General features: G+C 71.1%; 9 protein-coding genes and 1 pseudogene. 3 read left to right on the top strand and 7 right to left on the bottom strand.

Annotated features, from left to right (window positions below; genetic code table 11):
• The first annotated feature begins 262 nt into the window (after nucleotides 1-262).
• The gene (locus tag ACLQ26_RS22985; RefSeq protein WP_425746389.1) at nucleotides 263-2,575 is read left to right on the top strand and encodes a BTAD domain-containing putative transcriptional regulator; all 2,313 of its coding nucleotides are present in this window, start codon (nucleotides 263-265) and stop codon (nucleotides 2,573-2,575) included.
• A gap of 55 nt (nucleotides 2,576-2,630) precedes the next feature.
• On the opposite strand, the gene ACLQ26_RS22980 is transcribed toward ACLQ26_RS22985, so the two are convergent.
• Nucleotides 2,631-3,176 carry an RNA polymerase sigma factor gene (locus ACLQ26_RS22980; protein ID WP_425746388.1) on the bottom strand — a complete coding sequence of 182 codons (546 nt, stop codon included), beginning with the start codon at nucleotides 3,174-3,176 and terminating at the stop codon, nucleotides 2,631-2,633.
• A gap of 43 nt (nucleotides 3,177-3,219) precedes the next feature.
• On the opposite strand from ACLQ26_RS22980, the gene ACLQ26_RS22975 reads away from it, so the two are divergent.
• Nucleotides 3,220-4,605, top strand: a complete 1,386-nt coding sequence (locus ACLQ26_RS22975) for a serine/threonine-protein kinase (RefSeq protein WP_425746387.1) — start codon at nucleotides 3,220-3,222, stop codon at nucleotides 4,603-4,605.
• On the opposite strand, the gene ACLQ26_RS22970 is transcribed toward ACLQ26_RS22975, so the two are convergent.
• The 3 genes from ACLQ26_RS22970 to ACLQ26_RS22960 form a co-directional block, all read right to left on the bottom strand.
• Nucleotides 4,602-5,303, bottom strand: coding sequence for a hypothetical protein (locus ACLQ26_RS22970; protein WP_425746386.1), 702 nt, complete (start codon nucleotides 5,301-5,303; stop codon nucleotides 4,602-4,604). The genes ACLQ26_RS22975 and ACLQ26_RS22970 overlap by 4 nt on opposite strands.
• Nucleotides 5,304-5,490: 187 nt before the next feature.
• Nucleotides 5,491-6,564, bottom strand: coding sequence for a glycerophosphodiester phosphodiesterase family protein (locus tag ACLQ26_RS22965; RefSeq protein ID WP_425746385.1), 1,074 nt, complete (start codon nucleotides 6,562-6,564; stop codon nucleotides 5,491-5,493).
• 202 nt (nucleotides 6,565-6,766) lie between these two features.
• Entirely contained in the window at nucleotides 6,767-8,833 is a 2,067-nt protein-coding gene (locus ACLQ26_RS22960) for a PQQ-dependent sugar dehydrogenase (protein WP_425746384.1), read from the bottom strand.
• A gap of 870 nt (nucleotides 8,834-9,703) precedes the next feature.
• Here ACLQ26_RS22960 and ACLQ26_RS22955 point away from each other — a divergent pair.
• Nucleotides 9,704-10,750, top strand: coding sequence for a polysaccharide deacetylase family protein (locus tag ACLQ26_RS22955; protein WP_425746383.1), 1,047 nt, complete (start codon nucleotides 9,704-9,706; stop codon nucleotides 10,748-10,750).
• Between the two features lie 84 nt (nucleotides 10,751-10,834).
• Here the strand turns inward: ACLQ26_RS22955 and ACLQ26_RS22950 are convergent, their stop codons facing one another.
• From ACLQ26_RS22950 to ACLQ26_RS22940, 3 genes and pseudogenes are all read right to left on the bottom strand, one after another.
• Nucleotides 10,835-11,620, bottom strand: coding sequence for a SigB/SigF/SigG family RNA polymerase sigma factor (locus ACLQ26_RS22950; protein ID WP_425746476.1), 786 nt, complete (start codon nucleotides 11,618-11,620; stop codon nucleotides 10,835-10,837).
• A gap of 2 nt (nucleotides 11,621-11,622) precedes the next feature.
• Complete coding sequence (locus ACLQ26_RS22945) at nucleotides 11,623-12,138, bottom strand: STAS domain-containing protein (protein WP_425746382.1); 516 nt, start codon at nucleotides 12,136-12,138, stop codon at nucleotides 11,623-11,625.
• 114 nt (nucleotides 12,139-12,252) lie between these two features.
• Nucleotides 12,253-13,000, bottom strand: a pseudogene (locus ACLQ26_RS22940) (GAF and ANTAR domain-containing protein).
• Nucleotides 13,001-13,035: the final 35 nt, after the last annotated feature.

The raw sequence follows: 13,035 nt of genomic DNA, 5'->3' as shown, positions 1-13,035 counted from the left end.
GGAAGTCTGGACCGCGCCCGTGCCAGTTGCTTGTAGGGGCCGTTCGGGTGCCGTTGCGGCGGTCTGAGGGAAACCTGAGTGCGCCTTTATGCCGATAGCGCATTGCAGTCAGTAAGTACACCGACTCTTTTGGTTATGGCGATGCCGCTCGATGAAGACAATGATCGTGCCCGGGGGGAAGCCACGCCGGGGGCGACGACTCGTAGTGCCCGGTTGTCTCTTCGCTCGCCTGAGCCTCCACGAGAGAACACAGGAGCGGTGCATGTCCGGAGACAATGTCAACCATGCCTGGCGCCCGTCGACGCCGGCTCGCAGCGAAGGTGGAGGCGAGGCATCGTTCGCAGAACAACACCGTACGGGTGGTGACCCGGGGCGGGCGCTGCGTCACCTCGCCACCGCCGGTGACCGCGCGGCCGCACACCTGTGGCTCGCCACCCAGCCCGACCTGTTCGCCGCGACACCCGACCCGGCCGACGCCCCGGTCGCGGAGATCTGGCGCGCGGCGCTGCGGCACCACCTCGCCGGGGAACCGCACCTGGCCGCGGCCCGTCTGGCGACCGCACCGATCGGCGCGACCGGCCCGCACGCCGTGCAGATGTACTGCCACGCGGCGGTACACCACCTGCTCGACGACGACATCGAGCGGGCCAGCGCCGACGTCGAGGAGGCCGCGCGTGCCGCCCACGCGTGCGGCGTCCCGTCGGCCCACCAGGCGTACGCCCGGATGGTCGTGCTGCTCGCCGCCGCCACCGGCGACCCGGCGGCGACCCTCGGGCGTGCGGAGGCGACCGACGGGCTGCGTCGCGCGGATGCCGGCCTGTTCCGGTTGATGGTCCACCTGGATCTGGCCGGCCATCTGCTGTGGGCCGGCGACGCCGCCGACGCGCTACGGCACGCCGAGGCGGCCGTTCGACTGACCGAGGTGGCAGGCGACACCGGCTACGAGCCGTACGCGCTGACCCTCGCCGCCGTGGCGAAGTGTCAGCTCGGCCGGTTGGAGGAGGCGCTCGCCGACGGTGCCGCCGGTCAACGCCTGCGGGAACTGGCGGGAGTCGCCGCCGACGAGGCGATCTCGCTGGCCGCCCTCGGGATGGTGCACCGCCGCCGGCGGGAGCCGCGGCAGGCCCGGCAGGCGCTGGAGAGCGCCCTGGCCGCGGTGGGCAGCGGTCAGCCCCGCATCGTCTCATCGGCCTGGGTACTGGCGGAGCTGGCGCGGATCCGCGCCGCCGACGACCTGTGCGCCGCGCAGGAACTGGCCGAGCGGGCGGTCACCATGGCCCGGGAGCCCGAACGGCCGTACGCCCTGCTGGCTCGCGGCTGGGTGGCGCTGCTGCGGGGTGACACCGCCGCCGCCCACTTCGACGCCGCCGAGGCCCGCACCGGCGCGACCGTCGGGCGGCGACGCGCCACCCTCGTCGAGGCGCTCCAGCTCACCGTGCTCGCGGCCGACGACCCGCGCGCGTCCGCCGGGCTGCTCGACGACGCCGCCGCGCTCTGCCGGGAACTGGGCGACCCGGCCGAGGAGGCCACCGTCGCGCTCATCGCCGCGCGGTTGCAGGGGCGGCAGGCCCGCCGCGGCGCCGAGGGCGCGGAGCAGAAGCTACGCCGCTGCGGGGTACGCCTGGACCCGGGCGTCGCCGACGGGCTCACCGCGATCACGCTGCGCGTACCGGCGGTGGTCATCCACACCCTCGGCGACTTCCGGGTGTTCCGGGCCGGCGTCGTCGTCCCGTACGGGGAGTGGCAGTCCAAGAAGGCCCGGGACCTGCTGAAGATCCTCGTCGCGCACCGGGGACGTGCCGTGCCCCGTGCCCGGCTGATGGAGCTGCTCTGGCCCGACGAGTCGCCGTCGCGTACCGCGAACCGGCTGTCGGTGCTGCTGTCCACGTTGCGCCGGGTGCTGGGCACCGGCCGCCGCACCAGCGGTCGGGGGGCGGTGCTGGCCGACCGGGGATCGGTGGCGATCGACCTGGACGTGATCGACGTGGACGTCGAGACGTTCCTGACCGCCGCCGAGGAGGCGCAGGTCGCCCTGCGGGGCGGCCACCCGGACACGGCACGTGCGCTGGTCCGCGCCGACGAGCTGTACGGCGGGGACTTCCTCGCCGACGACCCGTACGAGGACTGGGCGCAGCCGCTGCGAGAGGAGGCGCAGGTCGCCCACACCAGCGTGCTGCGGGCCCTGGCCCAGCACGCCTCGGACACCGACCAGAAGCTGGTCTACCTGATGCGGCTGGTGCACCGGGACCCGTACGACGAGGACGCCCACCTGGAGTTGGTGCAGGTGCTGCGCGCGGCCGGACGGCACGGCGAGGCGCAGCGGCGCTACCGCACGTACGTCGAGCGGATGCGGGAGTTGGGCATCGCGCCGGCCGGCGGCGAGGCGAGCGAGGCGCAGGCCGCCGGGTCCGGCGCCGGGAAGCCTGGCGAGCCGGGGGCACGGGTGGCCCGGTGGCGGGCACCTGCCGCGCAGACCCGACCGTGGACGACTGAGTTGGGCGCCGCCCACCACCCGGGCGGCGTCCCGGCGCAGCGCGGCGGGCACCCGAGGAGGCTCATTGAGCATCCGGCCTGACCGGGCTGCCCGACTGTCGCCGGCCATGGCGAGGAACGCCCGTCGGTGTGGGGGTTCAGCCCTCCAGCGACTGCCGGACGTGCCGGCGGGCGTGATGGATCCGCGACTTGAGGGTGCCGACCGGGATGCCCAACTGACCGGCGATCTCCTGATAGTCCAGTTGGCACAGATCGCGGAGCACCAGTGCCGTCACCAACTCCGGTCGGTGCGCCTCCAGTCGGTCCAGCGCGTCGAGCAGGTCCAGACGGGAGCCGGCGATGACACTTGTCGTGCGGGGATCGGGAACCTCGACGGGCAGCAGCTCGCTGGGCTGCTCGGCGGCGCGCCGCCGCAGCGAGCGGTACGTCTGCCGGGCACAGTTGGCGACCACCGCGTACAACCAGGTCGAGAAGAGCGACCGGCCCTCGAACCGCTCGATGTGCCTCGCGACCTGCACCAGCGCGTCCTGGGCCGCCTCCTCCGCGTCCTGCCGGCACGGCAGGAACCGACCGCACTGCTCCAACACCCGTGGCCCGATCGCCTGCAGCAGTTGGTCGAGCGCCGCCGCGTCGCCGGACGCGGCCCGGAGTGCCAGTTCCTCGGTGCCCGATCCGTCCGTCACCGACGCCCCCCAGCCGTGCGCGTTGTCGCTGGATAATACGGCCGTGTCCATCCCGCCGCAGATCGGCCGATACCGCGTCGCGCACTCCGTCGGCACCGGTGCGTTCGCCACCGTCTGGCTGGCGTACGACGACGAGCTGCGCTCACCCGTCGCCGTCAAGGTGCTCGCCGACAACTGGTCACAGCGCGCCGACATCCGGGCGCGCTTCCGCCAGGAGGCCCGGTTCATGCGGCAGGTCGACTCCGACCACCTCGTCCGGGTGCTGGACGTCGGCGAGCTGCCCGACGGCCGGCCGTACCTGGTGATGACGTACGCCGGTGGCGGCACGCTCGCCGACCGTCTCGCCGACGGCCCGCTGCCGGTCGATGAGGCGCTGCGCATCGCCGTCGACATCGCCCGCGCCGTGGCGGTCCTGCACGACAACGGTGTGCTGCACCGCGACCTCAAGCCCTCGAACGTCCTCTTCGACAGCGCCCGACGTGGCAGTCGGGTGCTGGTCGCCGACCTGGGGTTGGCGAAGACACTCGCGCACGCCTCCGGCTTCACGCTTGTCGCCGGCACGCCTGGTTACATGGCGCCCGAGCAGCGCGTCGGCGGTGGTGGCCTGGACGCACGGGCCGACGTGTACGGGATCGGCGCCCTGACGCACCACATGCTGACCGGGTCGCCGCCGGGTCAGACCGCCACGGTGGCGCGTCGCACGCCCGCCGCGGTCGAGCGCGTGGTGCGCCGGGCCCTGCACCGCGATCCAGGCCGCCGCTGGCCGTCCGCGACCGCGTACGCCTCGGCGCTGGAGGGTCTGCTCGCTGGCCGACCGGCCGTGGCCCGCCCGACGCTGCGGCGGGTACGCCGGTTCGTCACCGCCGTCGGCACCGCGGCGGTGACGCTTGTCGTGGCGGGTTCGTCGCCAGTCGCGGCCGCACCACTCGGCTGGACGCGGGTGGACGACGCGACTGGGGCGCTGTCGGTCGCCGTACCCGACGGGTGGGCCCGACAGTTGCGCGACGGCGGCTGGAACCCCGGCGTGATCGGCCTGCCCGGCGGCCGTGGCCCGGGTCTGCTCGTCGGGCCGGATCTCGTGCTCTGGCCCGACGTGGACAGCCGGACGTCCGGGGTCTTCGTCGGAACGAGCCGGTCGCTCGCCGGGACCGCGGGCACAGCAGGCACTGCCGGCACGCCGACGTTGCCCGACCACAGCGGCTGCACGCGTGAGCCCGACCGCACGGTCACGGTCGGTGCCCTGCGCGGCAGCGTCGGCCGTTGGACGCGATGCGGCGGGGCCACGACGTCCTTCAGCGAGGTCACCCTGGTCGCCCCCGAGGGCTCCTTCGGCGTGTACGTCCAGGTCAAGCAGACGGACGGGCCCGACCGTACCGATCAGATCCTCGACACGCTGCGCGTGGACGGGGCGGTGATCGCGCAAGGCTAGACCCGCTCCCAGTTGCCGTCGAAGTCGACCTTGCGCCACCGCCGGGTCTCGGTGCCGCCGTCGAGCCTACGGACGGTGGCCTCCACGTCCTGCCCCACCACCCGGTACGAGGTGAACGTCATGACCTTGCCACCGGAGGGGGCGTCTCCCCGGATGACCGGCCGCGCGTACCGGTCCCGGCCGTTGTACGAGAGCTGAACGGGCACCAGGGCCTGCCGTCGCCACGCGCCGGGGTTGCCCAGCTCCACCAGCACGAGCGCGTCCTCGGTCGAGGGCGCGATCGCCGGCTCCTCGACCACGAACTCGGCGTACACCGGCTGGGCGCCCCTCGGCAGGATCGTGCACGGCACGTCGAGGCCGTTCGACCCGTTGCGGAACCGGACGGTGTCGGACTCCCCGCAGAAGGCCAGGCCGCTGATGACCACGTTGCGCCAGTCGGTCCCCCGGATCCCGGTCGGTGGAGCGCCCGATCCGCGGGCACGGGTGGCCGACGCGGTCGGCCGGGCGGTTCCGTTGGCGGATTCGCTTGGCGCCGGGCTTCCGGTCACCGCAACGCTCGACGCGGAGGGGACGGGGCTGGCGCTCGCAGAGGGGGAGCCGGCCGGCGCGGCGTCTCCGCCGATCCGGTCGGTCGACGGGGTACAGCCGGCGACGAGTGTGAGGCCGAGCGCCGCACCGATGAGGATCCTGTCGCGCATGGACTGTCCTTTCCCCCGCGAAGTCGTTCTGTCACAGGGTTGGATGCACCGATTGCGGCAGTGGTTCACGCGCTCCGGAGACGAATCGCCCCGCAGCGGTGAGGATCCTCGGATGACGACGGGACGGGACGGCCCCGCGAGCGCGCCCAGGCAGCTCACGGGGCCGATCTCGGGTCGGGCGTCCGGGTCAGTGACGCGGCTGGTAGCTCTTCGGCAGCCGCATGCCGCGCTCGGCCATGATCGCCCGGACCCGGTTGGGGTAGTTGGTGATGATCCCGTCGACGCCCATGTCCATGAGCGCGGAAACTGTGGCCGGGTCGTCGCAGGTCCACGGGATGACCTTCAGGCCCCGGGCGTGCGCCTCGGCCACCATTGTCGCGTCCGGGTAGAAGCGGAAGTTCGGGTCGCTGATGGTGCCGTTCTGCGGGAACCCGTAGTTCGGCGACAGGGCGGTGACGCCGGGGATGGCGGCGGCGGCCTTCACGAAGTCACCATCGTAGTCGTCGGCGTCGATCCCGCCCAGCCAGGGGGACGCGCCGGGCTTGCCGACCTGGAGGAAGTCGTAGTTCGTCAGGGCCACCAGCGGCCACTTCGGCGCGAGCCGGTGCATCTCCTTCAGCGCGCCCCAGTCGAACGACTGGATGGTGACCTGCTTCTCGATGCCGGAGGCGTGGATCTCCTCGAAGACCCGCCGGACGAACAGCTCACGGGGCGCGGTCTGCTCGGGCGCGCCCGCCTCGACCTTGGTCTCGATGTTCAGGGTGAGCTGCTTGGCCTTGTAGCTCTTGACGAGGCCGAGGACGTCCTTCAGCTCGACCATGCGGAAGCCCTTGACCTGCTCCTGCTCGGGGAAGCCCGGAAGCTGCTGGTAGCCGCAGTCCATGGTCTTGAGCTGGGCGAGGGTGAGGTCCTTGATGTACTTGCCGACGTACGGGTACATCGGGTCACCGGCCTTGACCGGCGCGGTGTCGGCGCACTTCTGGGCGCTGACCTGGCGGTCGTGGTTGACGACGACCTTGCGGTCCTTGGTGATCTGGGTGTCCAGCTCCAGCGTGGTGACACCGAGGCGCATGGCCTTGCCGAAGCCCTCCAGCGACTCCTCGGTGGTCATGCCGATGCCGCCGCGGTGGGCCTGGAGGTCGAAGTGGGTCTTCTGGGGGTGCAGCGCGCCGGCGCTGTCGACCGTTGACGCGTGCGCGGCCACCGGGGCGGCGAGCGCGGGCAGAACGGCAAGGCCCGCCAGGACGTGACGCAGGGACATGGTGCAAACCTCAGCTCTTCAGGTGCAGATGCCCTGGTGAGGCTAGGTGAGAGGCCGTCCGGCACGATGACCTCGCCGCAAGCGGAGGGTAAACGCTCGCCGAACCTCAGAGGTGCACACACCACGGCGGCGCGTCGCCGCCGTGCCGGGGTTCGCCGACGGCCACCGCGACGATCCGGTGGCCGTCGGCGAACGACAGGCCCTAGTTGCCGAGGGTGACGTGCAGGATGCGTTCGTTGCTGTTGTTCGGGGTGCTGTCCTTGTCACCGGTGGTGGTAGTGGTGAGCCACAGTCCCCCGTCGGGCGCCGGCTCCACCGTCCGCAGCCGGCCGTACGTGCCGCTGAAGTACGTCTGCACGTTCGTCAGGCTGCTGCCGCTGATCACGGCGCGGTACATCCGCGTACCGCGGGCGCAGGCGACGTAGAGCGCGTCGCGCACGATCGCGATGCCGGAGCAGGAGCCCTCGGCGGTCGGGTAGGTGCGCGCCGGTGCGATGTAGCCGGCAGTGCCGCACGTACCGCTGGTGCCCTCGCAGGCCGGCCAGCCGTAGTTGCCGCCGCGCGTGATCAGGTTCGTCTCGTCCATGATCGAGTTGCCGAACTCCTGCTCCCAGAGACGCCCCTGCGAGTCGAACGCGAGCCCTTGCGGATTGCGGTGGCCGTAGCTCCACACGTAGTTGCCGAACGGGTTGTCCGACGGGACGCTGCCGTCCGGGTTGAGGCGCAGGATCTTGCCCTCCAGGGTGGAGCGGTCCTGGGCGTAGGCGCCGTTCTGCGCGTCGCCGGTGCTGGCGTACAGCTTGCCGTCCGGGCCGAACCGCAGGCGACCGCCGTCGTGGAACTTGTTGCGCCGGATCCCGCTGAGCAGGACCTGCTCACTGGAGGTGGTGAGCCTGTCGTTCTCCATCTTGATCCGCACGATCCGGTTGTCGCTTGGCGACGTGTGCATGATGTAGAGCCACCTGTCGCTGGCGAAGCTCGACGAGATCGCCAGACCCAGCAGGCCGCCCTCACCGTCGGTGCTCTGCACGTTCGGCACGGTGCCCACCGTGGTCTTCGCCCCGGTGGCGGGGTTGAGGTGGATGATGTCGTGCGCGTCGCGGCGGTTGTAGAGGACGGTGCCGTCCGGCAGCGTCGCCAGCCCCCACGGGATGTCCGTGTCGGTGGTGACCTGCCGCACCGTGCACACCGGGTTGGCGCAGCTGGCGCCGGTGCTCACCGCGACGGTGGAGCTGCGCGCCGAGGCGTTGTCCTGGCCGTCGCGAGCGACCACCTGGTACTGGTACGTGGTGTTCGCCGCCAGGCCGCTGTCGGTGAAGGTGGTGACCGGCGGGGCGCCCGTGACGGTGCCGATCTTCACGCCACCGCGGTAGACGTCGTACGCCCGGACTCCGACGTTGTCGCTCGACGCGGCCCAGCGCAGGGTCACAGTCGTCCCCGAAGCGGTGCCCGTGAGCTGCGTCGGCGTGCTCGGCGGCACCGTGTCGGCCTGGCACTGCGGCGGCGTGATCGTCACGGTCGAGCTGGCCTGCGACACGTTTCCGGCGGCGTCTCGCGCGTTGACGTACAGCCCCCAACTGGCTCCGGGGACGACTGTGAGGCCGGCGGACAGGGTGCTGCCGCTCACCGAGGTCATCAGCTGGCCGTCGTGGTAGATGTCGTAGAACGCCACTGCGACGTTGTCCGTCGAGGCGTTCCACGCGAACGTCACCGAGTTGCAGGTCAACCCGCTCACCCGGGGGTTGCCGGGCGGCGTGGGTGGCTGACTGTCGGTGCTGCCCAGCGACGACGTCCAGCGCTGGTTGGCCTGCCCGTTGCACGTCCAGAGGCCGACGGTGGTGCTGTTTGCGGTGCCTCCGCCGTTGACGTCCAGGCAGAGGCCGGACTGGACACCGACGATGCTCCCGTCGGCGTTGATCCGCCAGCGCTGGTTGGCGCCGCCGGTGCAGCCGTAGACCTGTAGCGCGGCCGGCGCGCTGGTGTCCTGGCCGACCACGTCCAGGCACATCGTCGCGTCGTACACCCGCAACTCGCCGGCCGAGGTGAACGTCCACGCCTGGTTGGCCTGACCGACGCAGTCGTAGATGTTGATGCCGGTGCCCGGTGTCCGCGAGTTGCCCACCACGTCCAGGCAGCGGCCGGACGCCACACCGACGACTGTCGACGGGCCCGCCGCCGACGCCGGCACGCCGACCGTCACCGCCAGCAGCACCGCCACGGCAAGCGCCGACAGCAGACGTCGTGGTCTGACTCGGGCGAGATTTCGCATCAGTCCTCCAGGGTCGGGGCATCGGACGGCCCGACCCCCGCGCCGGACGACGCAGCGTCCGACCGGACCGACGAGGAAGCAACATCGACCATCAAAGATCGCGTCGCGGCACCTGTCAACGATCTCACTCCATCAAGGACAAAACCCATCATCGGGGTCACCGTCCGAGGTCGGAACAGGACGCGCCGCCACCGCACGCCGAGTCCACGGTGATCCCCCGCCGGCCGGACCGCCGTGCGGGGCGGTCCGGCCGGCGGTCGGCTCGCCCTGCGGAACACCGTCGGCCAGGGGTCCGGCCGCCCGCCGTCGCCGCCCGGCAGGCCAGGTCGCCGCGAGCGACCCGAATCGACATCCGTCCCGGTCTGTCGATGGCGACAGTATTGGGAGAACCTCGGGACACTGTCAACGTTTACCGGAAAAGCTACGGATCGACTTGCCGGTGCTGCCCCGGCGTGCGGCCTGTCGACCCTGGTCACGACCGTGATCTTTTGTTCGACAAAGGATTCCTCTAGGACGCCGTCCATCTACCGATCGACTTCGGGCCGATAGTTTCGGCAGGTTTCCGGATCATGGCCGCACAGTTGACCCCGATCGGGGGGCGGCTGACCTCTGCGGCGGAGGACTAGGGCATCATCGTGGCTGCTCCGCGTCGGGCCGGGCATACGGGCGACCGCCGATCGCCATCGCCGGGGGTTCCGGAAATTGTTGACGCCTCGGAATTCCCGCTGTAATACTCCGATCCATTCCGGTCGATGCGATATCCGCTTCCGGCGGGTTCGATTGATCTCCCCCACCCACCACCCACACGTCCGGACCGGGCCGGCTGCCCTCGCACACCGGGGCGCCTCCGGGCCGGTAGAAGGAGCACAGATGAGCACTGTCTCCGCTGGCACGCTCGTACGGTCGAGGCGACTCCGAGCGGTGCTGTCCATCCTCGCCACCGCCGTCGCCACGTGCGGCGTCGTCGTCGTGGCAACGGCGACTCCGTCGAGCGCCGCCACCTGCAACGGCTACGTCGGCCTCACCTTCGACGACGGTCCGACCGGCAGCACCAGCGCGCTGCTGAACGTGCTACGCGCCAACGGCGTACGGGCCACGATGTTCAACATCGGGCAGAACGCGCAGAACAACAGGTCGGCGGCGCAGGCACAGGTGGCCGCCGGCATGTGGGTCGGCAACCACAGCTGGAGCCACGCCCACATGACGTCGATGAGTCAGTCGCAGATGCAGTCCGACCTGTCCCAGACGAGTTCGGCGATCCAGTCGGCGACCGGCAGCCGTCCGCAGCTGTTCCGGCCGCCGTACGGGGAGACGAACACCACCCTCCAGTCGGTCGCCTCGTCGCTCGGGATGCGGCAGGTGATCTGGGATGTCGACTCGCAGGACTGGAACGGCGCGAGCGTCAGCCAGATCGTGTCGAACGCCAGCCGCCTCCAGGCCGGCCAGGTGATCCTGATGCACGACGGGATCCAGAACACCCGGGACGCCATCGGCCAGATCGTGGCCAACCTGACCAGCCGCAACCTCTGCCCCGGCATGATCTCGCCGTCCACCGGTCGCGCGGTCGCACCCGACGGCACGACCCCGCCACCCACCGGCACCACTCCACCGCCCACCGGCACGACCCCGCCGCCGTCCGGCGGCAGCTGCACCGCCACGGCGACGACGCCGAACGTCTGGGGTGACCGGTACAACACCTCGGTCACCGTCAGCGGGACCAGCACCTGGACCGTGGTCGTCGCCCTCACCGCGCCGCAGAAGGTCTCCACCATCTGGAACGGCAGCGCCAGCTGGGACAGCAGCGGCTACGTCATGACCGTGCGCCCCAACGGCGGCGGCAACACGTTCGGCTTCACCACGATGTTCAACGGCAACAGCGGCGCCCGACCGCAGATCCGCTCCTGTACGGCCGGCTGACACCGCGGCCGTCCTGCGTGGCGTCGGCCCGGACGCCACGCAGGACGGGAGCGGGGCGGACCGGCGCGGAAGGCCGGCGACCGCCTACGCCGTCAGGTGGGGACGCAGCTTCGCGAGCGCCTTGGACAGGGTACGACTGACGTGCATCTGCGAGATGCCGGTGCGCGCGGCGATCTGGGTCTGGGTGAGGTTGCCGTAGAAGCGAAGGCTGATGACCCTCTGTTCGCGTTCGGTGAGGGCGGCTAGTGCCGGCCCGAGCGCGAGGTGCAGTTCCACCCGCTCGTACTCGTCGTCGAGCTGGCCGAGGGTGTCACCCAGTTCGGTGTCCTGGTTGGCGGCGGTCGGGGTGGACAGTGAGACCGCGTGGTAGGCACGGGCGCCCTCCAGAGCCTCCAGCACCTCCTCCTCGCTGATGTCCAGCTCGACGGCGAGTTCGGCCACCGTCGGCGACCGTTCGAGCCGGTGGGTGAGGAACTGCGTGGCGCGGGTCAGCGCGCTCCGACGTTCCTGCACCTTGCGCGGGACCCGAAGCGCCCAGGTGCGATCACGGAAGTGCCGTTTGATCTCACCGGTGATGGTGGGGACCGCGTAGCCCACGAAGTCGATCCCGAAGCCGCTGTCGAAGCGGTCCACCGCGTTGATGAGCCCGATGGTCGCCGTCTGGACCAGATCGTCGAGCGGCTCACCCCTGCCGTGGTAGCGCAGGGCGAGGTTGCGGGCCAGCGGCAGGAAGGCCCGGATCACCTCCGTGCGGAGTTCCTGACGCCGTGACGTGTCGACCTCGGTGCGGACGTACTCGGCCAGCAGAGCGGCGGCGTCGTCGTCGGCGGCCCGCCTGACCTGTTCGCCCCGCGTCGGCGCAACATCCATAATCACGATTCACTCGATCCTTCGAAAGATGTCGGAACCCCCGGCCCGCGGCGCAGCCGGCCGTCCGGCGCCTCCACGGGTCCGTCGAGGGTGGCGAACAGGTGCTCCACCTGGGTGATCCGCAGTACACGTCTGGTGATGCCGGCGGCACCTCTGATCGAGAAGCGGGAGCCGCCCCGCTTGGCCCGGTCGCCGGCCAGGAGGAGGACGTGCACTCCCGCGGCGCTGAAGAAGTCGACAGCCGCGAGGTCACAACAGACGTCGGGGTGGCTGTCCAGGGCGTTGTGGAGCGCCGCTGCAAGCAGCGGGGCAGTGTCCATGTCGACGTAGCCCGCCGGGGCGACGATCAGCCGGTCGGCGGAGAAGGCCGCGGACGAGTCGGTGGGCTCGGTGTAGCGGCGCACGGAGAACGGCTGCTCCGGAACGGCCGGGGCCCAGAACCCGCCCGGGTGGCGACGGGCGGATCGGGTGGGTGTCGCGTGCGGAGGCTGGACAGCCATCTCTACGCGGTCGGTCATGGGCACACGCCTCCTGTTGGAGATCCGTAACAGGATGGGCGCGTGACTTGACCCAATGACACCGTAATAAGGATTTCCGCTGGCCGCCAGTCGACTCGTCGGCGGGCCGTACGTTCATGGCAGCTGACCGGAAACACCGCGGTCGCGTCGCGGGCTCGCGGGACGGGCAGCTCGTTCCACCAGACTGGCGGCCACGTCGCGCAGCTTCCGGTTGGAGTCCTGGGAGACCTTCGCGAGGATGGCGAAGGCCTCGTCGGCGGTGCATCGCCGCTCGCCCATGATGATGCCCTTCGCCTGTTCGATGACGGCCCGGCTCTGCATCGCCGACTGCATCTGCGCGGCAAGGGTGACGGTGCTGTCGTACAGGTGCGCGTTGGCCAGGGCGATGGAGGCGTACCCGGCGAAGGTTCGGGCCAGGGTGAGCGCGTCGTCGTCGAAGGCGGCGGGCGTGTCGCCGTAGATGTTCAGCGCGCCGAGCACCGACTCCCGGATCGGCAGGCCGATCGACAGTGAGCTGCCGGCCCCGGCCAGGACAGCTCGCGGCGCCCAGCGTGGCCAGCGTTCCTCGACGGACATGTCCGGAACGGACACGACAACGGACTCCCTCGCCGCGTCCAGACACGGGCCCTGGTCGTACTCGTACTGCAGTTCGTCGAGTCGCAGCGCCATCTCGCCGCTGAACGCGGCGGTGTGCGCCCCCCTCCTGCCGCATGAGCGTCACCGACACCTCCTCGGCGCCGGGGATCGTCCGTTGCGCCAGCTCGGACACCCGGGTCAGCACTCCGGACAGGTCGGTCTCGCCGAGCTTGATCCGGCCAAGCTCGAAGAACGCCTCGGCGGGATCAACCGGTTGCTGTGCCATGACGTCAAGATCCCTCGGAGCCCGGGGCGCGTACC

It is taken from the genome of Micromonospora sp. DT43 (assembly GCF_049841645.1).
In the GTDB taxonomy this organism is placed as follows: Bacteria; Actinomycetota; Actinomycetes; order Mycobacteriales; family Micromonosporaceae; genus Micromonospora.
Note: the sequence above shows the minus strand (reverse complement) of the source record. Positions and strands in the feature narration are given on the sequence as shown.

Bases quoted from the DNA above. Each gene is read 5' to 3' on its own strand.
- ACLQ26_RS22965 (WP_425746385.1), bottom strand. From the start codon at position 6,564: ATGTCCCTGCGTCACGTCCTGGCGGGCCTTGCCGTTCTGCCCGCGCTC.
- ACLQ26_RS22955 (WP_425746383.1), top strand. From the start codon at position 9,704: ATGAGCACTGTCTCCGCTGGCACGCTCGTACGGTCGAGGCGACTCCGA.
- ACLQ26_RS22960 (WP_425746384.1), bottom strand. From the start codon at position 8,833: ATGCGAAATCTCGCCCGAGTCAGACCACGACGTCTGCTGTCGGCGCTT.
- ACLQ26_RS22950 (WP_425746476.1), bottom strand. From the start codon at position 11,620: ATGGATGTTGCGCCGACGCGGGGCGAACAGGTCAGGCGGGCCGCCGAC.
- ACLQ26_RS22985 (WP_425746389.1), top strand. From the start codon at position 263: ATGTCCGGAGACAATGTCAACCATGCCTGGCGCCCGTCGACGCCGGCT.
- ACLQ26_RS22945 (WP_425746382.1), bottom strand. From the start codon at position 12,138: ATGACCGACCGCGTAGAGATGGCTGTCCAGCCTCCGCACGCGACACCC.
- ACLQ26_RS22970 (WP_425746386.1), bottom strand. From the start codon at position 5,303: ATGCGCGACAGGATCCTCATCGGTGCGGCGCTCGGCCTCACACTCGTC.